General features: G+C 70.9%; 25 protein-coding genes, 1 tRNA gene and 1 pseudogene. 7 read left to right on the forward strand and 20 right to left on the reverse strand.

The annotated features are described in order from the left end of the window. Positions 1-13 precede the first annotated feature (13 nt). A complete protein-coding gene (locus tag ACFYZA_RS07020; protein WP_388488069.1) occupies positions 14-787 on the forward strand; it encodes a maleylpyruvate isomerase family mycothiol-dependent enzyme in 774 nt (257 codons plus the stop codon). Between the two features lie 10 nt (positions 788-797). Here ACFYZA_RS07020 and ACFYZA_RS07025 read toward each other — a convergent pair whose 3' ends face one another. Both ACFYZA_RS07025 and ACFYZA_RS07030 read right to left on the reverse strand, forming a co-directional pair. Then, positions 798-1,658 carry a hypothetical protein gene (locus ACFYZA_RS07025; protein ID WP_388488071.1) on the reverse strand — a complete coding sequence of 287 codons (861 nt, stop codon included), beginning with the start codon at positions 1,656-1,658 and terminating at the stop codon, positions 798-800. Positions 1,659-1,825: 167 nt separating this feature from the next. Beyond that, positions 1,826-2,254 carry a GNAT family N-acetyltransferase gene (locus ACFYZA_RS07030; RefSeq protein ID WP_388488074.1) on the reverse strand — a complete coding sequence of 143 codons (429 nt, stop codon included), beginning with the start codon at positions 2,252-2,254 and terminating at the stop codon, positions 1,826-1,828. Positions 2,255-2,430: 176 nt separating this feature from the next. Here ACFYZA_RS07030 and ACFYZA_RS07035 point away from each other — a divergent pair, with 176 nt between their 5' ends. Continuing rightward, on the forward strand, positions 2,431-5,040 hold the full coding sequence (locus tag ACFYZA_RS07035) for an alpha/beta fold hydrolase (RefSeq protein WP_382588574.1): 2,610 nt from the start codon (positions 2,431-2,433) through the stop codon (positions 5,038-5,040). Next, complete coding sequence (locus tag ACFYZA_RS07040; protein WP_388488076.1) at positions 5,037-5,906, forward strand: ABC transporter permease; 870 nt, start codon at positions 5,037-5,039, stop codon at positions 5,904-5,906. Before ACFYZA_RS07035 ends, ACFYZA_RS07040 begins: the two co-directional genes overlap by 4 nt. A gap of 135 nt (positions 5,907-6,041) precedes the next feature. On the opposite strand, the gene ACFYZA_RS07045 is transcribed toward ACFYZA_RS07040, so the two are convergent. Beyond that, positions 6,042-7,313 (reverse strand): aminotransferase class I/II-fold pyridoxal phosphate-dependent enzyme, encoded by a 1,272-nt coding sequence (locus ACFYZA_RS07045; protein WP_388488077.1) that lies wholly within the window; start codon positions 7,311-7,313, stop codon positions 6,042-6,044. A 331-nt stretch (positions 7,314-7,644) separates the two neighbouring features. On the opposite strand from ACFYZA_RS07045, the gene ACFYZA_RS07050 reads away from it, so the two are divergent. The 3 genes from ACFYZA_RS07050 (at position 7,645) to ACFYZA_RS07060 (ending at position 10,464) form a co-directional block, all read left to right on the forward strand. Beyond that, complete coding sequence (locus ACFYZA_RS07050; protein ID WP_388488079.1) at positions 7,645-9,207, forward strand: cytochrome bc complex cytochrome b subunit; 1,563 nt, start codon at positions 7,645-7,647, stop codon at positions 9,205-9,207. A 71-nt stretch (positions 9,208-9,278) separates the two neighbouring features. Further along, a complete protein-coding gene (locus tag ACFYZA_RS07055) occupies positions 9,279-9,653 on the forward strand; it encodes a PPOX class F420-dependent oxidoreductase (protein ID WP_388488081.1) in 375 nt (124 codons plus the stop codon). A gap of 112 nt (positions 9,654-9,765) precedes the next feature. Beyond that, on the forward strand, positions 9,766-10,464 hold the full coding sequence (locus ACFYZA_RS07060; protein ID WP_388488082.1) for a TetR/AcrR family transcriptional regulator: 699 nt from the start codon (positions 9,766-9,768) through the stop codon (positions 10,462-10,464). Between the two features lie 115 nt (positions 10,465-10,579). Here the strand turns inward: ACFYZA_RS07060 and ACFYZA_RS07065 are convergent. Continuing rightward, a tRNA-Arg gene (locus ACFYZA_RS07065) sits at positions 10,580-10,652 on the reverse strand. A gap of 210 nt (positions 10,653-10,862) precedes the next feature. On the opposite strand from ACFYZA_RS07065, the gene ACFYZA_RS07070 reads away from it, so the two are divergent. Next, positions 10,863-11,759 carry a DUF5655 domain-containing protein gene (locus ACFYZA_RS07070; protein WP_388488083.1) on the forward strand — a complete coding sequence of 299 codons (897 nt, stop codon included), beginning with the start codon at positions 10,863-10,865 and terminating at the stop codon, positions 11,757-11,759. Between the two features lie 175 nt (positions 11,760-11,934). Here ACFYZA_RS07070 and ACFYZA_RS07075 read toward each other — a convergent pair whose 3' ends face one another. The 16 genes and pseudogenes from ACFYZA_RS07075 to ACFYZA_RS07150 all read right to left on the reverse strand — a co-directional run bounded on the left by ACFYZA_RS07075 (position 11,935) and on the right by ACFYZA_RS07150 (position 25,567). Continuing rightward, positions 11,935-13,302 (reverse strand): DUF317 domain-containing protein, encoded by a 1,368-nt coding sequence (locus ACFYZA_RS07075; protein WP_388488086.1) that lies wholly within the window; start codon positions 13,300-13,302, stop codon positions 11,935-11,937. A gap of 62 nt (positions 13,303-13,364) precedes the next feature. Continuing rightward, on the reverse strand, positions 13,365-14,474 hold the full coding sequence (locus ACFYZA_RS07080; protein ID WP_388488089.1) for a DnaB-like helicase N-terminal domain-containing protein: 1,110 nt from the start codon (positions 14,472-14,474) through the stop codon (positions 13,365-13,367). Continuing rightward, complete coding sequence (locus ACFYZA_RS07085) at positions 14,474-15,745, reverse strand: DNA cytosine methyltransferase (RefSeq protein ID WP_388488092.1); 1,272 nt, start codon at positions 15,743-15,745, stop codon at positions 14,474-14,476. The genes ACFYZA_RS07080 and ACFYZA_RS07085 overlap by 1 nt, the downstream gene beginning before the upstream one ends. Next, complete coding sequence (locus ACFYZA_RS07090) at positions 15,742-16,503, reverse strand: hypothetical protein (RefSeq protein ID WP_388488094.1); 762 nt, start codon at positions 16,501-16,503, stop codon at positions 15,742-15,744. Before ACFYZA_RS07090 ends, ACFYZA_RS07085 begins: the two co-directional genes overlap by 4 nt. A 184-nt stretch (positions 16,504-16,687) precedes the next feature. After that, positions 16,688-17,155, reverse strand: coding sequence for a hypothetical protein (locus ACFYZA_RS07095; protein ID WP_388488096.1), 468 nt, complete (start codon positions 17,153-17,155; stop codon positions 16,688-16,690). Next, positions 17,148-17,888, reverse strand: a pseudogene (trpA, locus tag ACFYZA_RS07100) (tryptophan synthase subunit alpha); the annotation flags it as partial. The pseudogene trpA and the gene ACFYZA_RS07095, both read right to left, overlap by 8 nt. A gap of 90 nt (positions 17,889-17,978) precedes the next feature. Next, positions 17,979-18,581, reverse strand: a complete 603-nt coding sequence (locus tag ACFYZA_RS07105; RefSeq protein ID WP_388488098.1) for a hypothetical protein — start codon at positions 18,579-18,581, stop codon at positions 17,979-17,981. A 102-nt stretch (positions 18,582-18,683) separates the two neighbouring features. Then, positions 18,684-19,466, reverse strand: a complete 783-nt coding sequence (locus tag ACFYZA_RS07110) for a hypothetical protein (RefSeq protein WP_388488100.1) — start codon at positions 19,464-19,466, stop codon at positions 18,684-18,686. A gap of 106 nt (positions 19,467-19,572) precedes the next feature. Beyond that, positions 19,573-20,343 (reverse strand): hypothetical protein, encoded by a 771-nt coding sequence (locus ACFYZA_RS07115; RefSeq protein ID WP_388488103.1) that lies wholly within the window; start codon positions 20,341-20,343, stop codon positions 19,573-19,575. Next, positions 20,340-20,801: a hypothetical protein gene (locus ACFYZA_RS07120; protein WP_388488104.1), complete on the reverse strand. Its 462-nt coding sequence runs from the start codon at positions 20,799-20,801 to the stop codon at positions 20,340-20,342. Before ACFYZA_RS07120 ends, ACFYZA_RS07115 begins: the two co-directional genes overlap by 4 nt. A gap of 80 nt (positions 20,802-20,881) precedes the next feature. After that, positions 20,882-21,409, reverse strand: a complete 528-nt coding sequence (locus ACFYZA_RS07125) for a hypothetical protein (protein ID WP_388488106.1) — start codon at positions 21,407-21,409, stop codon at positions 20,882-20,884. 8 nt (positions 21,410-21,417) lie between these two features. After that, the gene (locus tag ACFYZA_RS07130) at positions 21,418-21,933 is read right to left on the reverse strand and encodes an XF1762 family protein (RefSeq protein ID WP_388488108.1); all 516 of its coding nucleotides are present in this window, start codon (positions 21,931-21,933) and stop codon (positions 21,418-21,420) included. After that, a complete protein-coding gene (locus tag ACFYZA_RS07135) occupies positions 21,930-23,717 on the reverse strand; it encodes a type IV secretory system conjugative DNA transfer family protein (RefSeq protein WP_388488109.1) in 1,788 nt (595 codons plus the stop codon). The genes ACFYZA_RS07130 and ACFYZA_RS07135 overlap by 4 nt, the downstream gene beginning before the upstream one ends. Before the next feature lie 95 nt (positions 23,718-23,812). After that, a complete protein-coding gene (locus ACFYZA_RS07140; RefSeq protein ID WP_388488111.1) occupies positions 23,813-24,325 on the reverse strand; it encodes a hypothetical protein in 513 nt (170 codons plus the stop codon). 73 nt (positions 24,326-24,398) lie between these two features. Continuing rightward, on the reverse strand, positions 24,399-25,220 hold the full coding sequence (locus ACFYZA_RS07145; RefSeq protein ID WP_388488113.1) for a DUF317 domain-containing protein: 822 nt from the start codon (positions 25,218-25,220) through the stop codon (positions 24,399-24,401). After that, positions 25,211-25,567, reverse strand: coding sequence for a hypothetical protein (locus tag ACFYZA_RS07150; RefSeq protein WP_388488115.1), 357 nt, complete (start codon positions 25,565-25,567; stop codon positions 25,211-25,213). The genes ACFYZA_RS07145 and ACFYZA_RS07150 overlap by 10 nt, the downstream gene beginning before the upstream one ends. Positions 25,568-25,588: the final 21 nt, after the last annotated feature.

Raw genomic sequence — 25,588 nt, forward strand, 5'->3', positions numbered from 1 at the left:
CTAGGGTGGCGCCATGACTCTTGAACACGCCGTCTACTGCGACGAACTCGTCCGCCAGACAACCGAGTTGAGGGGCCACCTGTCCGGCGTCGACCTCTCGGCGACCGTGCCCACCTGCCCGGACTGGACGCTGCGGAAGCTGGTCCTGCACGTGGGCGAGGCGCACCGCTGGGTCGACCACATCGTGCGCACCCGCGCCACGGGCATGGTCGAGCCGAAGTACGTGCCCGGCGCGGGCGGGCCCGAGAGCGAGGACGCGGCCGTCCTGGACGCCTGGCTCGCCGAGGGTGCCGAGCTCTGCGCCGCGGCCCTGCGCGAGGCCGGGCCCGACCTCGCGGTGTGGTCCTGGGCCGGCGACACGACCGCCTCGTTCTGGTCGCGCCGGATGACCCACGAGACCGCCGTGCACCGCGCGGACGCGGCCGGCACCGTGGGCGCGCCCTACACGCTGCCCGCCGACGTGGCGGCCGACGCCCTCGACGAGTGGCTCGGCCTCGTCACCTTCGTCCAGAAGTTCAAGAAGACCGGGACCCCGCTCGGCGAGCCCGGCCAGTCCCTGCACCTGCACGCCACGGACGCCCCCGACGCCGAGTGGTTCATCGAGATCGGCGACGAGGGCTTCACCTGGCGCCACGCCCACGAGAAGGCGACGGTGGCGGTGCGCGGCCCCCTCGCGGACGTGCTGCGCGTCTTCTACCGCCGGCTGCCCGCCGACACCCCGGCCGTCGAGGTCATCGGCGACGCGGCCGTGCTCGACCAGTGGCTGACCACGGCCTCCTTCGGCTGAACCCGGCCCGTCAGCCGGCCTGGGCGCCCTGCCTCCTGACCGCCTCGGTCATGTCCGCCGTGTCCGAGGCGGGCGGCACCTGGACCGGCTTGGCGGCCCCGAACTTCTTGAAGTCCATGGACACCCTGGCCTGGCCGAACCGCTCGTCCACCCGCACCGGCAGGTCGTTCCCGTCCAGCCACACCTCGAAGGTGAGCTGGTCGACGCCGCCGGTGAACTGCTCCATCAGGCCGTTGCCGTCCTCGCCGGACAGGGCCTTGGCGCTCTGCCCGAGGTCGCCCTTCGACAGGACCGCCTTGTAGTGCGTGGTCGCCCGGCCCAGGACGGTCTCCTTGCCGACCTCGGTCACGTTCCTGGAGTACCGCAGGGAGCGCAGGCCCGCCGTCGGGTCGCCGCTGCTCGCGACGGCCGCCACGCCCTGCTCGCCGAGGAGGACCGAGGCGTCGATCTTCATCCAGTGCTTGCCCTTGAGGGGGCCGCGGGGCTGGGCGTCGACGCCGTAGTAGTAGGCGCCCTTCACATAGCGCATCGTCATCGACCCGTCCGAGACGAGCTTCTGCATCCCCGCGCTCCTGGCGTCCACCTCCACCTCGAACGCCACGCCCTCGCCCCACGAGTAGACGCCCGACATGGCGGTCGGGGCCGGCTGCCCCTTGAGCTGGGTCGTGATCGACATCTCGGCCGAACCGGCCTTCTGCGAGCGGTCGCCCGCCCTGGTCAGCGCGGCCAGCACCATGCTGTTCGCCTGGTCGGCCACCCCGGCCGCCTTCTTGCCGGTGTCCACGGCCGCCGCCCCCGCCGAACAGCCGGTCACCCCGACCACCACGGCCACGGCCCCGGTCACCCACACCCCTGCGCAACGCTTGCCCATCGTCCCCACCCCTAGGTCCTGCGACTCGGTACCGCTGCTCGGCACCGCGCGTCAGTTCTACGACGCGAAGAGGGGACTTTATCGAACGGCACCGACAGTCCCCGGGCGGACCGGGCGGACCGGGCGGACCGGGCGAAGGGCAGGCTCAAGCCCGGCGCTGGGCCGGGTCAGGCCCGGCTCCACCGCCACGTCAGCATCGAGAAGGGGCCGTCGTCCCGCGCGCCCGCCGAGCGGTAGGTGGCGAGCGCCGGATCGTTGTCGGTGTCCACGCCCACCCACATGTCGTAGCAGCCGCGGTCCCGCGCGACGGCGGCCAGCGCGTCGACCAGGGCGCGGCCGACGCCCCGGCGGCGGTGCTCCCCGGCCACGGCCAGTTGGTACAGGCACATCTCGCCGCCCTTGTCCGGGTGGAGCATCTCGATGCCGGACACGAAGCCCACCGGAGCGCCGGCGGCGTACGCGATGAGCATCAGATGGCCCGGCGCGGCGAGGAAGCGCGCCGCCCACTCCTCGCGGGCGGGGCCGTCGTACAGGTGCTGCGCCGCGGTCAGTTCGGCCGTGGTGGTGGCGCGGCGGATCTCGTACGGACTCTCCACGGCGGACGCTCCCTCTCGTGCGGGCCCGGCCCGGGCGGTGGGTGCGGGGCCGGCCGACTACTCCCGCTGCGGTACGGGACGGTGCGACCGTACTCCCCGGGTACAGCGCGCACTTCCACCCTGGGGCAGCGTCGGTTGCCGGCGCGGGCGCATACCGTTGGGGGATGGAGATCAGCATGCGCAGACGCCGATGGCGGGTGGCCGCGGGCGCGGGCGCCCTCGTCGCCCTGGCCGGCGCCGGCGTCTGGAGTGCCGCCGGCGCCTCGGGTGCCCCCGCCGTGCACCGGCAGGACCGGGTGCTCGACATGCCCGGAGCGAAGATCGACACCTCGTTCTTCACCGCGGGCAGCCCCTCGGACAAGCGGCCCGCCGTGCTGATCGGACACGGCTTCGGCGGCAGTAAGAGCGAGGTGAAGGACCAGGCCGAGCAGCTCGCGCGCGACGGGTACGCCGTCATGACGTGGTCCGCCCGCGGCTTCGGCAAGTCGACCGGGCGGATCGGGCTCAACGACCCCGGGTCCGAGGTCAAGGACGTCTCGCGGCTCATCGACTGGCTCGCCAAGAGGCCCGAGGTGCGGCTCGACGGCGCGGGCGACCCGCGCGTCGGCGTGACCGGGGTGTCCTACGGCGGGGCGATCTCGCTGCTCGCCGCCGGTTACGACAAGAGGGTCGACGCGATCGCCCCGGAGATGACGTACTGGAACCTGTCGGACGTCTTCTTCCCCGACGGGGTGTACAAGAAGCTCTGGGCGGGGATCTTCGTCTCCACGGCGGGCGGCTGCCAGAAGTTCGAGCCGGAGATCTGCGCCATGTACAACCGGGTCGCGACCGCCGGACAGCCGGACACGGCGGCCGAGAAGCTCCTGGAGTCCAAGAGCCCCTCCGCCGTGGGCGACCGGATCAAGGTGCCCGCGCTGATCATGCAGGGCCAGACCGACTCGTTGTTCCCGCTCGGCCAGGCCGACGCCATGGCGAAGCGCATCGCCGCCAACGGCGCCCCGGTCTCGGTGGACTGGGTCGCGGGCGGACACGACGGCGGCGACCGCGAGACCGGCCGCACCCAGGCCCGCGTCACCCAGTGGTTCGACCGGTACCTGAAGGACGACAAGGGCGCCGACACCGGCCCCGCCTTCCGCGTCACCCGCACCGGAGGGGTCAACTCCACCGATGGGGCAGCCCAGTTGAGGGGCGCGAGCAGTGGGACGTACCCCGGTCTGGAGAGCGGGCGGCACACCGTCGCGCTGACCGGCCGCGAGCAGAGCTTCGACAACCCGCCGGGCGGCGCGCCGCCCGCGATCTCGGCGGTGCCAGGCCTCGGCGCGGGCCTGTCGGGCCTGTCCTCCCTCGGCGTCGGCCTCTCCCTCGACTTCCCCGGCCAGTACGCCAAGTTCGACTCGGCGCCCCTGGCCACAGGGCTCCACGTCACCGGCTCGCCGACCGTCGGGCTCAAGGTGAAGTCCAGCGGCGACGACGCGGTGCTCTTCGGGAAGGTGTACGACGTCGGCCCCGACGGCAAGCAGCAGGTGCTGCCGTCCCAACTCGTCGCCCCCGTCCGGGTCCTGGGCGCCAAGGACGGCAAGTCGGTCGAGCTGACGCTGCCCGCCGTCGACCACACCATCGAGGCGGGCCACCGCCTGCGCCTGGTCGTGGCCGCCACCGACCTCGGCTTCGCCTCCCCGGCCGCGCCCGCCACGTACACCGTCTCCCTCGACGGCGGCGGCCTGGCCGTGCCCACCGTGCCCGCCGCGCGGACCGCATCGGCCGGGCTCGCCTGGTGGGTGTGGGGGCTGCCGCTGATCGGTGCCCTCGTCGGCGCCGCGCTCCTGATCACCCGGCGCACGCACACCCCCGCGCCCGATCCCGGGCTCGCCGAAGTGCCGCTCCAGATCACCGGCTTGACCAAGAAGTACGCCAAGTCCAGCGACCGGTATGCCGTGCGGGAGCTGTCCTTCCGCGTCGAGAAGGGCCAGGTGCTCGGCCTGCTCGGACCCAACGGCGCGGGCAAGACCACCACCCTGCGCATGCTCATGGGCCTCATCCGGCCCGACGGCGGCGAGATCCGGGTGTTCGGCCACGCCATCCGGCCGGGCTCGCCGGTCCTGTCCCGGGTCGGCGCGTTCGTCGAGGGCGCCGGCTTCCTGCCGCACCTGTCGGGCCGCGAGAACCTGGAGCTGTACTGGGCGGCGACCGGCCGCCCCGCCGGGGACTCCCGCATCGAGGAGGCCCTGGAGATCGCGGGCCTGGGCGACGCCCTCCAGCGCGCGGTACGGACGTACTCGCAGGGCATGCGCCAGCGCCTCGCCATCGCCCAGGCCATGCTCGGCATGCCGGACCTCCTGATCCTCGACGAGCCGACCAACGGCCTCGACCCGCCGCAGATCCGCGAGATGCGGGACGTGATGATCCGGTACGCCGAGGGCGGCCGCACCGTGATCGTCTCCAGCCATCTGCTCTCCGAGGTCGAGCAGTCCTGTACGCATCTGGTGGTGATGGACCGGGGCCGGCTCGTCCAGGCGGGCCCGGTCGCCGAGATCACCGGCGGGAGCGACACCCTGCTCGTCACGACCGTCGAGCCGGTCGCCGAGGCCGTCGTCGACAAGGTGGCCGCGCTGCCCGGCATCGGCTCGGCGCTGCGCACCGACGAGGGCCTCCTGGTCCGGCTCGAAGGAGCCACCACCACCGAGCTCATCGCCGAACTCCTGCGCCTGGAAGTGCAGTTGACCGGCGTCGGCCCGCACCGCCGCCTGGAGGACGCCTTCCTCACCCTGATCGGAGGTTCCGCATGAGCACCCTGATGGAGACCCCGGCGGGCGAGACGGCCCCCGGCTACCGGGCCCGGCACACCCTGCCGCTGCGCGTCGAGGCGCTACGGCAGCTGAAGCGCCGCCGGACGCTCGTCATGGGCGCGGTGCTCGGCGCGCTGCCGTTCGTCCTCATCGTCGCCTTCGCCATCGGCGGCAGCCCGAGCAGCCGCAACGGCCGCATCACGCTGATGGACACGGCGACCGCGTCCGGCGCCAACTTCGCCGCGACCTGTCTGTTCGTGTCGGCGGGCTTCCTGCTCGTGGTGCCCGTGGCGCTGTTCTGCGGCGACACCGTGGCCTCCGAGGCGAGCTGGTCCTCGCTGCGCTATCTGCTCGCGGCGCCGGTGCCCCGGGCCCGGCTGCTGTGGTCGAAGCTGGCGGTGGCGCTCGGGTTCAGCGCGGCGGCGATCGTGCTGCTGCCCGTGGTGGCCCTCGCGGCGGGCACGGCGGTGTACGGCTGGGGGCCCCTGGAGATCCCGACCGGCGGCTCGCTCGGCGCCGGGCAGGCCATACCGCGCCTCGCCCTCGCGGTCGCCTTCGTCTTCGTGTCCCAACTGGTCACCGCGGCACTCGCGTTCTGGCTCTCCACCCGCACCGACGCCCCGCTCGGCGCGGTCGGCGGCGCGGTGGGCCTGACCATCGTCGGCAACGTACTGGACGCGGTGACGGCGCTCGGCGACTGGCGGGACTTCCTGCCCGCGCACTGGCAGTTCGCCTGGGCCGACGCGCTCCAGCCGCACCTGGAGTGGGGCGGCATGCTGAAGGGCTCGGCGGTCTCGGTCGCCTACGCCCTGGTCCTGTTCGCGCTCGCCTTCCGCGGCTTCGCCCGCAAGGACATCGTGTCGTAGGCGCCAAGCCGTAGCCATGGACGCGCACCGGCCGCCTCCGAGCCCCCGACGGGGGTGCTCGAAGGCGGCCGGTGCGCTGTGCCGGGCCGGGGCCGGGCGTCCGGACGGGATCCGCCGGACGGCCCCCGGCCCGGATCAGGCGGCGAGGAGCTTCTCGTACCCGACGAGCCGCACACAGGCCGTGAGGCCGAGGATCGCCTGCTCCAGCTCCGCGAGGCCCGGGTAGCTGGGCGCGATGCGGATGACGGCGTCCTTCGGGTCGTTGCCGTACGGGTGCGTCGCACCGGCCGGGGTCAGCACGACACCGGCCTGGCCGGCCCGCGCCACGACCTCCTTCGCGCAGCCCTCCGGCACTTCGAGGGTCACGAAGTAGCCGCCCTTGGGGAGCGTCCAGCTCGCGAGGCCGGTGCCGCCCAGCTCGCTCTCCAGGATCCGCTGGACGATCTCGAACTTGGGCTGGAGCAGTGCGCGCTGGCGCTCCATGTGGGCCCGTACGCCCTCCGCGTCCCGCAGGAACAGGACGTGCCGCAGCTGGTTGACCTTGTCCGGGCCGATCGAGCGCTTGGAGTTGTTGGCGAGCAGCCACTGCACGTTGGCGGGCGAGGAGCCGAAGAAGGCGACGCCCGCGCCCGCTGCCGTGATCTTCGAGGTGGAGCCGAAGACGAACGCCCGGTCCGCGTGACCGGCGTCAGCGCAGGCGCCGAGCAGGTCGGCGATCTCCTCGGGCTCGTCGGTGAGGTGGTGGGCGGCGTAGGCGTTGTCCCAGAAGATCCGGAAGTCGGGGGCCGCGGTCTCCATGCGGGCCAGCCGCGCCACCGTCTCGTCGCTGTAGCTGATGCCGCTCGGGTTGCTGTACTTCGGCACGCACCAGATGCCCTTGATGCCCGCGTCCTCGGCGACCAGGCGCTCCACGACGTCCATGTCCGGGCCCGCTTCGTTCATCGTCACCGGGATCATCTCGATGCCGAACCGCTCGCACAGCGCGAAGTGCCGGTCGTAGCCGGGCACCGGGCACAGGAACGCGAGGCGCTCCTGGTCGACCCAGTGGGACTCGGCGCCGGGGAGGCGGCTCAGCATCGCGTGCACCAGGCAGTCGTGCATGAGCTCCAGGCTTGAGTTGCCCGCGGCGAGCAGCTGCCCGGCCGGCACCTGGAGCACCTCGGCGAATATCTCGCGGAGCTCGGCGAGACCCTGAAGGCCGCCGTAGTTGCGGACGTCCGTGCCGTCGGCGGAGGTCCAGCGGCCGCCGGGCAGGCTGAGCAGGTCCTCGGAGAGGTCGAGCTGCTCGGGCGCGGGCTTGCCCCGGGTGAGGTCGAGCTTGAGGCCGCGGGCCGCAAGCGCCTCGTAGTCCTGCCGGGCCTGGCCGAGCAGCCCGGCCAGGGCGTCGGAGCTCAACTCGGTGGTCATGGTGTTTCCTCTCGCGGGGCCGCGCGGGCGTGGAACGGCATGGGGTGGGTGCGCCGTGACGAGCTTACAAAGAGCCCCCTGAACCCCGGACGACCGCCTGCCCGGCCGGACGGACCCGAACCCCGGCAGGGGGCCGGGGGTGGGGCCCGGACTGGGGCCGCGAGTGCCCCGGGTGGGCCCCGCGTGGGCCCCGCGTGGGGTGCGGACCGGGGTCGAGCAGAACTGGGGAATACTCCCCAGTTAGTATGCGGACGTCGGAAGGTCGGCCGTCGGCTGCCGCTTGTCGGGCGCCGGGCCGACGGCATGCGGATGCTGAGCGAGGGGGTTTGCGATGGCGGGGCGTCGTGGAGAGCGGGTCGCCGACTGGGCGGACGGGCGGGTGGGGATCTACCGGCTCGCCAAGAGCAATATGCGCAAGATCTTTCCGGACCACTGGTCGTTCATGCTGGGCGAGATCTGCCTGTACAGCTTCGTCGTGATCATCCTGACCGGCGTGTGGCTGACCCTGTTCTTCAAGCCGAGCATGGCCGAGGTCGTCTACGACGGCTCGTACGTGCCGCTCAACGGGCAGCGGGTCTCCGAGGCCTTCGACTCCACGATGCACATCAGCTTCGAGGTGCGCGGCGGGCTGCTGATCCGGCAGCTCCACCACTGGGCGGCGCTGGTCTTCATCGCGGCGATGTTCGTGCACATGATGCGGGTGTTCTTCACCGGAGCGTTCCGCAAGCCCCGTGAGGTCAACTGGCTGTTCGGCTTCGGCCTGCTGTTCCTCGGCATGCTGGACGGATTCTTCGGCTACTCGCTCCCCGACGACCTGCTGTCCGGCACGGGCATCCGCTTCATCGAGGGCGTCATCCTGTCGGTGCCGGTGGTCGGAACGTACGTCCAAATGTTCCTGTTCGGCGGGGAGTTCCCGGGGACGGACATCATTCCGCGCTTCTACAGCCTCCATGTCCTGCTCATCCCGGGGATCATGCTGGGCCTGCTCGTGGCGCATCTGATCCTGGTCTTCTTCCACAAGCACACCCAGTTCGCCGGGCCGGGCCGCACCGAGAAGAACGTGGTGGGCATGCCGCTCCTGCCGGTCTATCTGGCGAAGGCGGGCGGCTTCTTCTTCCTGACGTTCGGCGTGCTCGCGGCGGTCGCCGCGATCGCTTCGATCAACCCGATCTGGGCGTTCGGCCCCTACCGGCCCGACCAGGTCTCCACCGGCGCCCAGCCCGACTGGTACATGGGCTTCGCCGAAGGCCTGATCCGGGTGATGCCCGGCTGGGAGGTCAACGCCTGGGGCCACACCCTGGCCCTCGGCGTGCTGATCCCCTTCCTGCTCTTCCCCGCGGTCCTCGGGCTGATCGCGGTCTACCCCTTCGTCGAGGCGTGGATCACCAAGGACCGCCGGGAACACCACCTCCTCGACCGGCCGCGGAACGCGCCGGTGCGCACCGCCCTCGGCGCCGCGTGGACCAGCCTGTATCTGGTCACCCTGGTGGGCGGCGGCAACGACCTGTTCGCCACGCACTTCCACCTCTCCCTGAACGCGATGACGTGGACCGTGCGGGTCGGCTTCTTCGTGGTGCCGGTGCTGGTCTTCGAGATCGCCCGCCGCTGGTGCCTGGGCCTCCAGCGGCGCGACCGCGATCTGGTGCTGCACGGGCGGGAGACCGGCCGCGTCAGGAAGCTGCCGCACGGTGAGTACGTGGAGGTGCACGACCCGCTGCCCGCCGAGCGCCTGCACACCCTGACCGCACACGAGCAGCCCGAGCCGCTCGCCGACGGGCGCTCGCTGCGGGCCCGGCTCTCGCGCGCGTACTTCGGCGAGGGCGGCCAGATCCGCAAGGCGACGCCGCGGGAGCGCGAGAGCCTGACCGCCGGGCACGGGCGGGGCGGCGAGTGAACGGGGTGGGGACGGGGGTGCGCACGGCCCCTACCGGTACGGCTCAACTGGCAAGTGGCAGGCGCCTGTTGATGACGACGTACGGTCCGGACGGCACCGCGGTGACCGACCGGCCGTGGGTGATACGGGACGGGCCCGCCCTCGGCATCCTGATAGCGGCCGGGTCGCCGCTCGCGGACCGGCTGCGCGCGGGGTCGCGGATCCTGATCGGCGAGGGGGCCGGCGCCCTGCGGGGGCGGGCGGTGTTCCTCGACGCCGAGGGAAGCGTCCGGTACCGGATCGCCGTCCTCGACAAGTACGGCCTGCCGGCCGCCCTCGCCCTGGCCCGCAGCCGCCTGCGGCACGGCCTCGCCGGCACGGTCGGGATCCGCCTGGTGACCGGCGCGGCGGCCCTCGCTCCGGTGGGCTCGCCGTGGCGGCCGGACTGGTCGTACAGCCTGAACTGAGGGGGCGGGCGGGGTCGGCTTGGGGTGGTGTGGCGGGTGGTGTGGCGGGCCGGGTCGGCGGGGGCGGGCAACCGGGGAGGGTTCCACGGTTGCTGTTGTAGGGTCGGCCCCCATGTCCCCGCTGCCGCCGCGTGAAGACCAGCACCACGCCCTGCCCGCGAAGAAGTCCCCGCCCCTGCGCAGGGACGCCCAGCGCAACCGGGATCTGCTGGTGGCGGCCGCGCGGGAACTCTTCGCCGAGCAGGGTCTGAACGTCCCGCTCGACGAGATCGCCAAGCGCGCGGGGGTGGGCAACGCGACGCTGTACCGGCGCTTTCCCACCCGGGGCGACCTGGTGGAGGCCGTCTTCCACGAGGACCTCACGACGGTGATGGCCTCCGGCGAGCGGGCGCGCCGCGCCGAGGACGCGTGGGGGGCGCTCACAGCGTACCTGGAGGGGGTGTGCGCGCTGCTGGCCCGGGACCGGGGCGTGGGCGACCTGATGACCACCGGCATCGAGGGCGCCCCGACCCTGGACGCGATCCACGTCCACAACCACACGACCCTGAGCGACCTGATGCGCCGGGCCGCGGCGGACGGCGAACTGCGCACGGACGTCGTCACGGAGGACCTCCTCTTCGCCCTGAGCGCGCTCGGCACCTCGCTCCCGGCGATCGAGTCGGTCCGCCCCGGCTCCTGGCGCCGCCCCCTGGCCCTCCTCCTGGACGGCTTCAGGGCCACGGCCCAACGCCCCCTCCCGGAGCGCGCCCTGACTTCCGAGGAAACGACCCGGGTCCACCGGGAACTGGGCGGGGAGCCCCCGGAGGGCTGAGGCCGCCGGCCAGCCCCCCGCGCCGCTTACGCCCCTGCTACCGCCCGCCCAGTAGGGTGCCCCGACCAGCAAAAAGGCCCTCCCGAAGGAGGGCCTGATCGGCTCGGCGCGGATGCGCCCCCGGCAGGACTCGAACCTGCGGCCAAGCGCTTAGAAGGCACGTGCTCTATCCACTGAGCTACGGGGGCTGACCTGCGTAAACGCAGCTTCCGGGCGCTGTCCCCCGGGACGCGGGGGACACATGGGGGAATCGCGGATTCCCGGTGATCGGGGGACGCAAGCGCTCCCCGGCCAAGCCGTACGTAGGGTCTCACATTATCTTCACGCCTCCGAAGCCTCTCGTGGAAACAATCCCGCACCCTGTCGGCGTTGACGATCTCCGAGCCGAGGAGGGGAAGGTGTCGGGCCTGAAGCTGTTCCGCACAGACACGACGAATAGCGGCATGACAGAGGTCATGCCGCGTCTTGCTGAGATCGAGGCCGACGTGCAGCGTCTCGTCGAGACGCACATGGAGACGCTGCTGGGCGTCCGGTTCCTGGCGAGCGAGTACGGCACCGGACCGCTGCACGGTGGCCGGATCGACTCGCTCGGCCTGGACGAGAACGGATCGCCGGTCATCGTCGAGTACAAACGCGGCACGGATGCCGGCGTGATCAACCAGGGACTGTTCTACCTGGCCTGGTTGATGGACCACCGTGCCGAGTTCGAGCACTTGGTCCGCGACCGGCTCGGGGTGACGGCCGCGGCCCAGGTGCTGTGGAGCGGCCCGCGCCTGATCTGCATCGCCGGCGACTTCACCCGCTACGACGTACACGCCGTGCGCGAGCACCGGCGCTCGATCGACCTGGTCCGCTACCGACTCTTCGGCAGGGACCTGCTCGGTCTTGAGACCGTGGCTTCCGTGAGCGGCGGCATGCAGACGTCCCGTCGGCCACGGCGCCATCCTGTTGTCCCGACGGCGGCCAACGTCCAGGACTCGGCGATGGCTGAGCTGGCGGGCGCGGTGGACGAAGTCCTGCTCGGGCTCGGTGAGGGCGTGAACCGCGTGGAGCGCAAGCAGTACCGGGCGTATCAGCGGCTGCGGAATTTCGCCTGCCTGTGCCCGCCGCAGCGGACCAAGCTCCTGATCTACCTGAAGGTCGACCCGAAGGAGATCGACCTCGTTCCGGGATTCACCCGGGACGTGTCCGGGCTCGGTCACCACGGGACGGGTGATCTGGAGGTGCAGCTCCGTACATCGAGGGACGTGGAGCGGGCACAGGAGCTGTTCCTGGCGAGCTACGCGGCGGCGTGATCGCCTGCTGGCCTCTCGACCGTGACGCGGCCCTCGGGACAGTTCTGAGGTCGTGGGGTCATGCCTTTCGACGTGCGAGTGGGACGTGGCGGTGGACTATCAATGATGCGCGGGATCGCCGGTTTGGCTAACCGGCGATCCCGCGCTATGTTGCCCCGCTCTCGGCGGCCGGTGATCAGCGTGAACGGCTGGCAGCGGGGCTAACTGCGACCGCCGGTATGGCCAGGGGGCTGGTGACGAAACCCGTCCCGCGTCCGTCGCCCGCGGCACGAGGGCGACGATGGCCGATGTCGTGGGCGAGGGTCTCCGAGAGACCCGCTAGCAGTGAACTCGGGGTGTGCGGGGACGCGGTGATGGCCCAGGTCGGCCGGTCCGGGCCGGGACCGGACCAGATAGTCCACGTCGCTGGGTTCTGAGGGTGCTGGGCGGTCAAGCTGTCGAACTGGACGCCTGCCTGCCCGTCTGGGGACGTCCAGTGGATTCCGTGCCCGTTCAAGTTGTGCTGCCACCCGGCCTCCGCAAGCGGCTGCGCGGTGGTGGTGACTGCACTTTCGTCCAAGGGAGTGTTGACGGCTGTGTCCCAACCGTCCCCGTCGGCAAGGTGGTTCAGCAGTTTCTCCAGCACCGGTGCGGGCGTTGCGGCGGTCGCGGAGAGGACCCACATGCGCTCGGAGACGGGGGTCTCGTACGCGGCGATGGTCCAAGCGATGTCGCGGGGTTGGGTTTCGTGGACGCGCTCGATACGCAGGGTCTGGGATTCGTGGATGGCGTGAGTCGTCTCATCCGACCAGGTCCGCCACTTCTCGAACTCACCGTGCGCGTCGAGGAAGCCGTCCAGGAGGGCGTCGTGGTCGCCGGCATCGGCCAGGTAGACGGGGACGGGCTCCGGCGCGGGCGGTTCTGGCTCGGCCGTGAGGGGAGCGAGAGGCTTGCGGGCTTCGGCGGCGGAGCGCTCCGTGTCAGTCAGGGGTGCCGGGCCCGGGCGCATCTGCGCGCCGTGGATCTTCTCGAACGCGAGCAGGGCTTGGGCGGGCGAGTCGAAGGTGTCGGCGACCTGCCGCAGGTGGTTTTCGCCGTGGAGGTAGACGGACTTGCCGGTGCCGTGCAGGTAGGTGCCGACGGCGACGGTGGTGTGGCCGTCGTGGGCGTGCGCGTGGATGAGGAGGTGGCCGTGGCGTATGTCGTCGTGGATCTTCTGGGCCTCGTTGGAGACCTCGCGGACTTCGCTGCGGGTGCACCAGGGCATGGGGTAGTTGACCCAGGTCCACTCCTCGTCCATGGCCTCCTGGAGGCGAGGGGCGATGTCGACGGTGATCCCCTCGGCGGCCAGGTGCGTCGCTGCGTCCTTCGCCCAATAGGGCTCCTCGGCGTCGATGCGGACCAGGGCCAGGATGTTCTCCCCTACGACGGTCCAGTCGGCTGCCTCCAGTGCCACGTGGGCGACGTGGGCCTGAGCGCCGGTCAGGGTAGCGATCACGGCCCTGGTGTGCGTGGGGTGTTCGTCGAGGCGGACGTGGGCGTCTATGGCGTGTGTGGGTGGCATGGGTGTCGTCTCTTCTGCCGGTGGCCGGGCCTTCGGGTCCGGCCACCGGCGTACGCGGGGTGCTATCGGGTGGCTCGCGGAGCGCGGGCGGTGCGCGCGATGGCGGCGGTGGTGGTCGGAGGCCCGGCGCGAGCGGGCGGCGTAGGTCGAGGTCTTGCAGTGGGCACCGGGCCGGTGGCTTGCTGCCAGCGGGTGCGTATGGCGGCGATGTCGGCGAGGGAGCGGCGGGCGCCGACAACGAGCTGGAACGCCGGGTTGCCGGCGTACGCCTCGATGCGACGGCCGACTTGCTCGACGGTGGCCAGCAAGGAGCGCTGCAGGGTGCGCTCGCCCCAGTAGTCCAGGGAGCCGGCCGGTTCGGCCAGCAGGCGGATCACGTCGCGGGGGTCGCTTCCGTCGTCGAGCAGGCCGCGTTGCTGGGCCTCCCACAGGACGGTGACGGGGTCGATGGCCTCGTGTCTGCGGTCGAGGGCGGTCAGGCACTGCCACAGGCCGGAGTGCAGGGGCAGGGTGAGGTCGTCGGGGAGCAGCCACCGCACGGATTCGATGCTGGCCGGGTGGGCCGTGGCGGTGGCGAGCAGGAGCTGCTCCTCCTCGACCGCTTCGCCGTCGCCGCGCGGAACCGGTGGGGGCACTGCAGTGCGGGGCAGCACTCCGGCGCGGGGTGGGAAGCGGTTCGCGATGTCGTCCACGACTGCGCCCAGCGCGTCGGCCTCGGCGAGCACCGATGGGACAGGGTCCGGGAGGGACGTGTCCTGGGCGGTCTGGATGAGGTGTTCGGCAGCTTTCTGCACGCGGTGGCGTGCGTGTTCGGCCTCCACCATGCGGGCGTAGGACGGTGCGTGGCGGGGCCACGGGCAGACTTGGATGAGGGTGTGCAGGTAGGAGGCCGTCAGTCCGCGCGCCTGCTCGCGCGCTGTGGCGAGGACGCGGTCGAGCCAGGCCGTGTTCTGGGCGTGCGCTGTGGGGTCGGGTGGCGGCAGGGCGCTGATCGCGGCGTACAGGGCGGCGTGTGCGGCGGTGGAGAAGGAGTCGGCGGCGATGCCGGTCACGTCGCCGAGACGGTGCGGTTCGAGGAGGAGGGCGCCGAGGAGGGCCTGCTCGACGTGGAAGACCGGCTGTGGCGGTGCGATGGCGTCGAGGTCGTCTTCGGGTTGCGGGGTGGGGGGCATCAGGCGGCGAGGGTGAAGTCGTCGGGGTTGAGGGCAACTCCGAGGTGCGGGGCGAGGAGGTGGCCGGCGAGCAATGGGGGTACGGCGTTGCCGATCTGGGAGAACTGCTGGCCCTTGTTGCCGGCCCAGGGGTAGTCGGCAGGGAAGGTCTGCAGGAGGCCGGCTTCGCGGGCGGTGATCCGAATGGGCTCCGGCACAGCTTGCGCGTCCGTGGCAGCTGTTGATGCCGGGGCCGGTTCGGCGACCCAGGTGCACTCGTTTGCCCGGTGTCCGAAGAACAGCGTGCCCGCCGGCTCCTGAAGGGAGCGGATGGTGGCGTTGGCCTGGTTGTTGCTGCGCAGGGACCAGGACCAGCGGTGGGCCTCGGCGGTGAAGGTCGGCGCCGGAGCATTCGCGTCGCGGTTCTCGCGGGTACCGTGCCGGGCCGCCCGCCCGGCGCCTTCGCGCCGGGATTGCAGGACCACACCGTCCGGCCGTGGTGTCCAGGTGCCCCGCTCGCGGGCGTCGGTCAGCGCCTTGCGGGAGCCCGAGGGGAAGGGTTCGGGTCCGCCGCCGGGGCCGCCGCCGGCGCAGACGGTGGGGACGGGGCGGTCGGTCGCACCCCACCCGAGTGCCTCGGCCATGCTGACCCAACCAGCACGGCCAGGCCCGAACAGCGAATCGGGTTCGGCGTGTTGAGCGTGCGTGGGCGTGGGCGGCTGCGCGGTGCGGATGCGGGAGGCCAGGAGTATCGCCCTTCTCCTGGTCTGCGGGACGCCGAAGTCGGCGGCGTTGAGGATCCCGTACCAGACGGAGAATCCCCACCCGCGCAAGACGGCCGCGTACTGCTTCCACAGCGGCAGGACGTCGGGTACTTCCTCCATGGCGACCCAGTCGGGCTCGCCGACCGTGTTCAGGGCGTACAGGTAGCGCATCGGCTCTGCGGCGAGGAGGGAGCGCTCGTCTCGGCAGGCGGCGAGGAGGCGTGCGCGGGTATCGCGGCCGGCTGCCAGGTCCTCGACCGCCGCGTGCACCAGAGGCTGGTCGAGGAGGCCGAGGCGTTTGCCGGCCATGCTCCACGCCTGACACGGCGGGGAAGCGATCAGTCCGCGGGTGCGTCCGAGGAAGGGCCACGTGGGATAGCGCGCCACGTCGGTCCGCACCGTCAACTGACCAGCCGAAGCGCGGGTCTTGCAGGCCCACTCGTCCCATTCCAGGCCGACATCCCGTACGCCGAGCACGCTCAGAGCGCTGCTCCAACCACCGGGGCCGGCGAAGAGGTCAAGGATCAAGTGGCCAGCCCGAAGTCGTCCCGGGTCAGCGTGTCGGCGTCGCCGCGGCAGGCCCAGGGGGAGCAGCCGTCCTCGACGCCGTTTTCCAGCACCTCGGCCTCATCCGAGCCGATGCGCAGGGCTTGTCGTTCGGCCGAGGTGACATGGTCGATCGGCGCCTGGTCCAGAGGGACGCGGGCGCGGTGCAGGAATGCCTCGCCGAGCAGGTGGTTGCCCGATGCGTTGGCGCGTGCGTTGCCCTTCCGGATGGCCGCGTCGAATGCGACGACGTCCGCCCACTCGGAAGGAGAGGAGTCCCTGATGTGCCGCCACTGCGCGTTGCCGTGGAACGGGCATCCGAGACAGCTGGATTTCGGCGTATCGGCAAGCCCGAGTGAGGTCAGGTAGCTGACGCAGTCGGCCCGGCTCCAGGACATGTCCAGAAGTGGATGCCGGTTGTGCATGTACTTGACGTCGGCATCCTTGGCGCGGTGGACCTCGTCGGTCGAGATTCCCACCCACTGCTCGACGAACACGCCCTTTGGAATTCGAGCCGGGTAGGGGTGCCCGAGTAGTTCGCGAACCTTCTGCTTTATCGGCTTGATTTTGTATTCACCTGTGCACTGCCTCCGTGTCATCCCAGGTCGTCCGTCCTGATTGAGGATGTGGAGGGGCATGGATGCGAATCGGTGATCTGGGTTTAGGGCGTCACTGCGAATATTTCCGGAGGAGACGCGCAGGATCGGGATTCCGGCGGGCTTGGCTATCTCCTCTTCCATGCGGTCAAGGTGGGTGTAAACCGCTTTGGGTTCCCATCCGGTGTCGGCGAATATCGCGTAGTCGACTCTGGGGAGAATTCCTTCGGCCGACAGGGCGAGGAGGGTGCTGGATTGGACACCCGCACCCAGGGAAAGGGCGCGGAATCGAGGCTCATCTGAAATGGTCTGTCCTGGATTTCTGGCATCAGCGCGACGGGTTTATGGGCGTGCTGGGCGGGAGCAGCCGGTCGCGATGTATGGCGTGGCAAAGGGCTGGAATGCGGTCGAGAAGGTCGGTGGCCGACTCGATGAACTGCTGTGGTGACGGGCCGATGAGGACGACTCGCTCTGACACCGCTTTGGCTCGGCGCCGTTGGTTCTCCACGGAGCGGGCGAGAGCTGCGGCCAGCTCGGCTCCCGCGTCCTGGGCGGCCTTGGCGATCTGCGCGATCCGTTCGAGGAGCAGCAGATCCGCGGACGAGGGCTGCGGCGTGTGCTCGTCGAGGTCGAGGAACAGCCGTAGAGCGATGGCGGCAAGGTGCTGGGCGTCGGCGATCCGCGCGGTCAGCGCCCCCGCGTTGCTGGGAGCGGGATTGCGCAGAGTGAAGTGCAGAGCGAGCGCGTCAGTCGTGGTCCGGTCGAGAATCTGGGCCGGGGTCAAGCGGTCAGGCACGGGTCTCCGTGGTGTTCGGCTTCAGGGACTGGGCGAACGCGGCGGTCAGGGCCGGCACCTGGTCGGGGGTGGTGGTCAGGGCCCGGACCATGGGGGTGCCGATGACGACGGCGTCCGCCAGCGGCGCGACGCGTGCTGCGAGAGCGGGGGTGGAGATCCCCACGCCCGAGACCACCGGCAGTGGACTCGCGGTGCGAAGGCGTCCGGTGAAGTCGGCGAGCGCCGGTATGTCGAGAGGGCCCTGGTAGCCGGTGGGAGCTGTACTGGCGGGTGCGTAGAGCCACCCGGACGCATCGGCGACCGCGGCCGGGATTCCTGCGTCGGACACGGTGCGCGGGACGAGCCGTGGAGTACGGAGGTGTGCGGCCTGCGCCGCTGCCTGCCAGCGGACCGACTCGTGCTCGGGCAGATCGACGACCATCACGCCGGTGGCGCCGGCGTTAGCGAAAAGGCGGGCCAGAGTTTCCGGACCGTGGCGGCGGACGGGTTCCCAGTAGGTCATCACCACGGTCGGCCGCAGCCTGGCGGCGTGCTCGACCGCGCGTAGGGTGCGAGCGAGAACGGTGCCGCGGCTCAGGGCGCGGCGGTAGGCCGCTTGGATGACAGGTCCGTCGAGGCTGGCGTCGTGATGGGCCAGGCCGATCTCGAACAGGTCGGTGCCGGCGCGTGCTAGCTCGTCGAGCTGGCGGTGTTCGGCGCGGCGTGGAAGCAGTCCGGCAGGGACGAACACGCCGAGCGCACAGCGGGGTTGTACGAGGAGGGCGCGTAGGGGGTCGGAAGGCGTAGAAGCTCCTGGAGCGTTGGCGACGGATGAGCAGAGGGATCAGAGACTTCGGCGACGCGTTGCGGGCATGGGCCGCGGGCCGGTGGCGGGAGCGGAGCGACGCCGGGCACGGGCGGGGATGTCGGCTGGTGCGGGGAAGCCCAGCTGGACACGGGCGTTGAGGCCGTCGGCGTATGCGTGGGATTCGGCAGCCGTGACGGCGCCCAGCAGCGCGCGCTCGCTCAGTCCCTGCCGCGGGCGGTGGGACGCGCCGTCCGCGGTGGGGACAAAGCCGTGCTGCTCCAACAGAAGCCTTGCGGCGGCGGTCGAGGCGGTCACCGAGACGCTGTCGTCGCGGAACTGAAAGAGCAGGTCTGGCCCGCCTGCCGGCTGCTCGGGACTCCAGCGGGTCGTCCAGGACAGGTCTACGAGGTCGAGGGTGTGGGCCAGTAGCCCGTACATCGCGACTCCGGCACGTTCCTGTACGTCCTGCGCGGCACCTGGTGGCAGCAGGTAGAGCGTTCGGCCGGAGTGGTCGCTGGAGCGGAAGCCGGCCTCGGCGAGCAGCTGGTCGGCTTCGCGAATACGGCGGTTGAGGATGACGAAGGTGTGCCCGTCGTCGGTGGAGCCGATGAATACGTGGGGGACGTCCAGAATTGACACGGTGATCCAACAGGTTCGGCGAGCGGGGGCCGTGAGGGCGACAGCGGGCTCGCGGGTCGGGCTGAAGGCGGGAACTTGCGAGCGGCGGGAAGCGGTGCGAGATCAGCGGGCAGTGCGATGTACCGCCGCGGCGCTCCGGCTGGGAGCGGCCTGGGCGGCAGCGCGTGGCCGGCCGATAGCGGCGACCAGGGCGTGACAGCCGTCGGCGGTGAGATGGGCACGCTCGCGGCTGAGCCAGGACACGCAGTCCTCGCGGGCCACGAAGCCGCGGGCCTCCAGAGCATGGATAGTGCTGGAGGCGACGCGAATGTCTGCCTGGCTGACGACCGGGCTACCGCCGCAGATCGTCACCTGGCCCAGCGCGACGGCCCGCATCGCCGCCTCCTGCACAAGGGAGAGAGCGGGCGACCGTTGAGGGGTGATGACGCCTCTGCGGTGCTGCTCCGCGACGAGCAGCTCGGCGGCCTTCAGTGCCTCCTCGGCGCAGAATGCGGACATGTCCCGAACGAACGCGAGGCCCTCGTCCACCGTGCTCAGGGCTTCGCGGCGGGAACGGCGCTCGGGCCGGCCCCGGGCAGGTGTTCCGGCGTGACGGTGCTTGATGATGTCCGATGCTGTGAGGAGATGGCCGGATGCCCTGTTGGTCAGCTTGGCAAGGTCCAGCATGCGCGCGCATACGGTGCGAGACGTGGGGCTGCGGGGCGTCCGCTGGGCGTGCACGAAGTCCAGCGTCGATCGGGCAAGGTCCTGTGCCGCGGCGGCCTGGGCGGTGACATCGGTCGCGGTGGTGGAGGGACTGAGCTGGAGCCGGGTTACGGCATCGTTGAGACGGGTGAAGTCGCGCCCGAGATAGAGGAGTTGTTCGGCTGGTGAAGTCGGGCTCATAGCGGGTCACTGGTTTCGTTGCGGCTTGAAAATTGCGGCTGTGGACGCGGCGCCAGCGCCGCAAGCCGAGGTGGCGGGCGTGGGGGCTCCCGGCGGTTGCCGTGGATCACGTACGGCTGCGGGTGGCCGTCTTCGCGGCGATGGGTGCCGGTGTCGGCGCGGGTGTCGTGCCGGGCGCCGTGCGGGCGAGTGGGCTGCTGAGGGCAGCGGCCAAGGCGGTGGTGCCCGCGCGCGTGAGACGGACTCGGTCCTGGAGTGGCCCGCCGATGTAGGCGGAGGGCGCGGACTTCGGGGCACGCTCCACGAGTCCCTTCGCCTCTAGCGCCCGCAGGGTGCCGATCAGGACGCGTTCGTCGCGGTAGTGGACGTTCTGTCGTCCCGGGGAGCTGGTCGCTACGACGTTTCCGACGGCGATTTCCCATAGGGCCGTGGTGTGCGCCGCACTGAGAGCTTGGTCAGGAGCTTGGTACGCGGTCGACCGACGCCGTTGGATCTCGTGGGCGAGGGTGTTCGCACATTCCATCGACGCTTCTGGAGCCAAGGCGGTCAGAACGCGTGCGATCGGGAGCTTCTGATCCGCGGAGGCATCACTCAGGAAGGCGAGTTGCTGGAGGCGGACCATTGCGTCGGACAGGTCACGGCTCTCGAAGAGCCGTTGGTCGGTGACCATCTTGAGGGCGGTGTGGGTCGCGGCGGCGACGTGCCGGGCCGAGGCAACGTGCGCGGCGGGCTCGGGCGGCGAACCGGCCCGCAAGAACCGGTCGAGCATGTCGTTGTGCTGCACGTACTGGTCGGCGAGCAGCAGCAACCGTTCGATCGGAGTCGGCGGGGCGATCACGTCGAAAAGGAGGCCCTCGTCCCGAGGCGGTGTCGTCATGCGCGCCGCCGGACCGTCGAGTCCTGCCGCGGGGCTGGAGCGGGTGTGCTTGTGGTGGGGAGGGGTTGCTGGATTTCCAGCGCAGTGCGGGCGGCGGTCAGGGCCAGGCCGGCACTCTGAAGGTGGACCCGCAGGCTGTTGTGGTGGCCGAATGCGTCGAGCTTGTGCTGGAGCGTGTCCCGCCTGCCGGTGGCCAGGGTGAGGAGTGGGGCCAGGGCCTGGGTGTAGTGGGCGATGGCCTGACCGAGGTGGCCGGCGCTCACGCTGAGGGCTGTGGCGGGCGGGAGGTCGGTGATGTTCGGTGCGAGCTGATACTCGGCGTCGCCTGCCATGCGCGCGGTGAGCTGGCACAGCAGCTCGATGTGTCGCCTGACGTTGAACAGACCGGTGCCGTCCACGGTGATGTGGTGGTCGCGTATGTCTGAGGCCACGGCGTCCACGGCATCCCGGGTGGTCATGTCTTCGAGGTCGTGAGGTTCGTAGGTGTGCAGGTCGGCTCCAGGTGTGAGGTCCCGCGCTTGCCCGCTCGGGGGCGCTTTCAGGGACGACGCCGGGCTGCAGGGGCCGGCGCCTTCGCGGTGGCCTGGGTTGACCTGCGGTGCAGGAACTCAGGGCGCGCCGTGAAGGATGCGAGGCGGCGGGACAACTGCTGTGCCACGGCTCGATAGGTAGTGGCCGCGCGTCGCATCTCGTCCTCAGCGCGGCGAAGTTGGTCGGCGCTGGATGCGGGGGTGGGGTCGGCGTCCTCGTACAGGTAGATCTCGGTGCGGTGGTGGATGGCGAGGTTGCACAGGGTGGCGGCGAGCGAGATCTGTGCGCAGGCGCCGGCAAGGCGTGCCAGGGATTCGGCACCGCCCTCCGTCGTCGGATATGGGCTGACCGACAGGTCGTGGATCTGTTGGGTGCACTGCGCGGCCAGCTCGTGAACCCTCAGGCTGAGGGGCGCGATCTCGCGGACGGGCTTGGCGATCTCACCCTCACGGATACGTCTGGCCTCGGCCGATAGCTTCGTCAGAGCGGGGTAAACCTCGCCGAGCAGGCGGGTGTGTTCGGTCAAGTCGACCATGTGCAGAGCTACTCCGGGCCGTTGGACTGTGCTGGAGGCAGGGCGTTGGGGACTTCCGGCGTCGGGGCAGGGGCTTGCCACAGGAAGCGGGCGACGTGGTCGTTGCCGTGACCGGTCCGAGGCCGGGAAACGGTGTGCCATCCGGCTCGCGGTGGACGGCGGGCGATCAGGGTCCAGCCCGCGCCGCGCAGGGAGGTGCCGCTCTCGCCCTCCTGGGTGAAGGTGATCAGCCGCCGGTATCCGAGGGCCTTCGCCGCGCGCCACGATGCTCCGTAGAGGAGCGAGTTGGCGTTGCGGGTGCCGTCGCTGGCGGTGCGGGTGACTTCGAGGGTGGCGCCGTCGTCGAAGTGACGGGCCACCGGCCGGCCGACGATGGCCACGGCGCGCAGCGTGCCGCTCTCGTCGGCGGCGCCGACGGCAAAGATCTGCCCTGCGGGCGGCGGGTGGTGGCGGTGCCAGGCGCGCACGAAGTCCTTCGCCTCCCGCGAGCGGACCGGCACCAAGTGCAGCCGGGCGTCGCTCACACGGCCTTCCCGAAGTCGGACTGCGTGGGCGTGTGCTTCGCCACGGCACGGGCGGTGATCGCCTTCGAGGCGCGGGCGGATGCCGCGGACAGTTCCTCCGCCCCGGGCTCCCGGTACCACGGACGCAGGTCGAGCATGGCGGCGCGCATGCCGGTGGCGAAGCAGAGCGCGGTGCCCTTGGGCAGGGCGCGGATCGCGTCGGCGGGCAGGATCCGCTCCTGGCGCATCGACACCGACGTGCTCTTGCCGGATTCCGAGTGCGAGGTGGACGTGGTCTCCACGTCGTGGTCGCCGATCAGGCGGGAGAGCTTGTCCGCGAAGTCCGGATCATCGATTCCGGAGCCGATCACCTTGACGGTGGAAGCGCTCCACATGGCGTCCATGCCCGCGTCGCCCCACACTTTCTGGCCCTGGCGGTAGGACTGGAGGATGGTGATCGGGATGATGCCGCGGCTGCCGAGGTGGGAGTACAGGTCGGGCAAGTCCGAGATTTTGCAGACGTTGGCGGCCTCGTCGAGGATCGCCAGCATGGGCGGATCGAGTCGACCGCCGGCGCGTTCGGCCTGGGCGGTCGCGGCTCGCATCACCGAGTCCGCGCACGCGGCGATCAGTGCCGAGGCGCCGCCTCCGCCGTCCTTGCTGAGCAGGAACAGCGTGTCGGAGGACGTGACGAACTCGGCGGGCCGGAACTCGGCTACGTCCTTCTGCGGGGTGACCCACGCGGCGATCTCCGCATTCAGGAGAGCGGCGGCGTACTGTCGGGCGGTCTCGTAGATGCCGTCTCGGGTCTCGGGCGGCCCTTCCACCGTGCCCTTGAGCTGGGCGGCGACGGCGGCGAAGCCATGGTCGCGCAGGATGTCCAGCGGCGTGCGGTCGGCGGGGAAGGCGAGCCACTGCATGATGTCGGTGATGGGTCGATCGTCGAGGGCTGCGGCCAGCAGCAGTTGGGACAGGATGTTGCTGCCGGCCTTCGACCAGAAGTCCCCCTGCTGGGAGGCGTCCACCGAGGCGGCGAGGAAGTGTCCGGCGAGCCGGTTCGCCCCGTCCAGGGTCTTCGCGGAGGCCAGGGGGTTCCACCACATCTCGCGGGCGGCGTGAGCGATTTGCTGGGGGTCCATGGTCCATACCGCCCCCGCCTTGGCACGAGCCTCGTAGGCGGTGGTGAAGGCGTCGCCTGCGGCCTTGTTCGAGGTGAGGAGGACCGGGCCGGGTGCGCTGAGCATGGAGGGGATGGCGAGCGAGGTGGTTTTCCCGGAACGTGGCGCCATGATCGCGACGGCGACGTCCTCGAAGCCCATCCGCACCTCGTGGCGGCTGTTTTGGAGGTTGCCCAGGAGGATGCCGGTGTCCTTCGCCTCGATGTGCTTGGCGTCCTTGAGGCTGGGGCGCAGAGAGCGGGCTTTGTCGGTGATCGCCTTGGCCATCAGCGGCTCGATGTCCCGGGCCTTGGCCATGTCGGTGGTCTTCTTCCGGCCGCCGCTCCTGCTCTTGTGCCGGGCCCACAGGACGCCGGCTCCTGCCCCTAGGGCCAGCAGTAGGACGACGGGGACGATGCGTGCACCGATCAGCAGGGACGTTTCCCCTGAGTCGGGCCAGACTTGCTTGGGGTGGAGCAAGGCGTTGGTCGGCTGGTAGGGGGCCCAGGTCGTGCCGGTGAGGTAGGCGGAGACGTTTCCGGACAGCCAGGCCAGGTGGGACAAGGGGACGACGACGGCGAGCACGCCGAGCAGAAGCCGCAGGACGAGGTCGTACCCGTCGGTGTTGCTGTTGGAGGAGGAGGGCAAGGGCTACGTGCTTCCGGACGGGGGCAGGGGAGTGCTGGCGAGGAGGCGCGGGGTGAGGAAGTCGACCTCGACGGTCTTGGCTGTCGGGGGCACGGTCACTTCCGTGCCGCCGCGCGCCGGGCGGGTGAGCGGGCCGGTGCGGGGGCCAACGGCGAACGAGCCTTGCGGGCAGCAGTGTTGATCTCTTCGAGTGTCTTGCCGTGGGTGGCCCAGTCGTCGAGGTAACTCCACGATTCGGCGTGGTGCTCGGCGAGGGCGTCGTCGAATTCGGGGGTACCGGGCGCAGCGGCGGCAGGGAGGCTGTCTCGGGTTTTCAGCCACTGCTCGTGCAGTTCGTCGAGTCGGTCGAGGGCGTCGCGTAGCACGCCGAGCTGGTAGACCCAGCGGCTCTGGACTGTGTTCTCCGGCAGCTGGGCCAGTTGTGTCTCGGCCGTTGCTAGCAGGTGGCGGGCACCGTAGCGGAGCGGCTCGAACGCCTCGGCGGTGTCGGCGTCGCGCTGGCTCGCGCGTATGCCGTAGGCGTGGGCGTCGCAGGGCCATCCGTCGAGTTCGGTGTGCTCGTCGGAGTAGGCGTCCCAGGCGTCAAGGATCTTCTTGCTGTCCTTCACATAGTGATCGAGGTGGCGCAGGGAATTGCGGTGTGCGTGGCGGTCGGTGGAGATGAGGTGGCGTCCTGTCGGTTCAGCGGCGAGCGGCCGACGTCACGGTTCTGGCGCTCGCCGGGGTCGTCGCCGGTTTCGTCTGCTGTCGGCGGGCGGAGCGTGCCTTGGCGCGGAGGGCCTTGAGGCGCGTGGTGTGGGCGTCGACCACCTGCTGCGGGCGCACCGAGCTGGGCTCTTGCACAGCGCTGCAGTGGCCGGTGCGCTCGTACATGCCGCGTTGGAGTGGGCTGCGGTCGGCCAGTGCGGTGAAGAACGGACCGACCAGGTGGGTGGGGGTGTGCTCGTCGAAGTAGGCGTGCCAGATGCGGGGGCCGGGAAACTCCCTGTAGCCGGGCTCGCGGGTCTCGACGTGCCAGGACGGCCGGACGCGGAATTCGCTCGACGGGCGCAGCTCGATGTGGCACATGGAGTCCGGTGAGCGTGCGGTGCCCTCTGAGTCGCGGTCCCAGCCCGCCGAGTTCAGCGGCTGCCACGGATCCGGCTGTTGCGGTGCCGGGCCGATGAGGGCATCGGTGAAGGCGGCGAGGACCTCGGCGGGGATGAGTTGACCGAACTCCGCGTACCAACCGGGCTCGGTGTCGCTGTGCTCGGCCCGAAGCCTCCACCACGCCGAGGTGTGGGACTGAGGGTCGAACTGGAGGCGGTGGCGGAGGTCAGGGCTGCGCATGACGATCTCGGCGCTCAAAGGGTCGGAGACGGCGGTCCACCCGGCGGCGGCCAGACCGTGGGTGACATGGCGGGCGTCTCCGGGCCCGGCGAGGTGACGAGGGCTGGTGTCGAACGGGATCTGCCAGGCGTGCTTGTCGGCGAAAGCGGCGAGCTGTCGTTCGCTCAGCGCCACCGGCAGCTCCCCGGCTCCTTCGCCACCGAGCTGTCGTGCAGGCCGCGGAGGCCGTCCAGGACGTAGTGGAGGGTGTGCTGGTCGGCCTGCACCCACGCAGCCGTGCGCAACTCGGTGATCAGGAGGTCGACCTGGGCGGTGCGCGGGACGTCCGGATGGTCCTGTACGGCGCGGGCGAGGGCGCGCAGGGTGTCGGCGAGCTGGACCGGCAGGCCCGTGTACTCGTCGAGGAGGGGCTCGACGAGGGCGAGGGCTTCTGCGAGGTCGGGGTTCTCACGCAGGTAGTCGGTGAGGTCCGAGAGCGTTTCGGTCAGGGTGCGGATGGTGTCCGGGGTGAGTGCAGGCATCGGGCTCCTTGGGACGAGGCG

The organism is Streptomyces sp. NPDC001828 (assembly GCF_042892175.1).
In the GTDB taxonomy this organism is placed as follows: domain Bacteria; phylum Actinomycetota; class Actinomycetes; order Streptomycetales; family Streptomycetaceae; genus Streptomyces.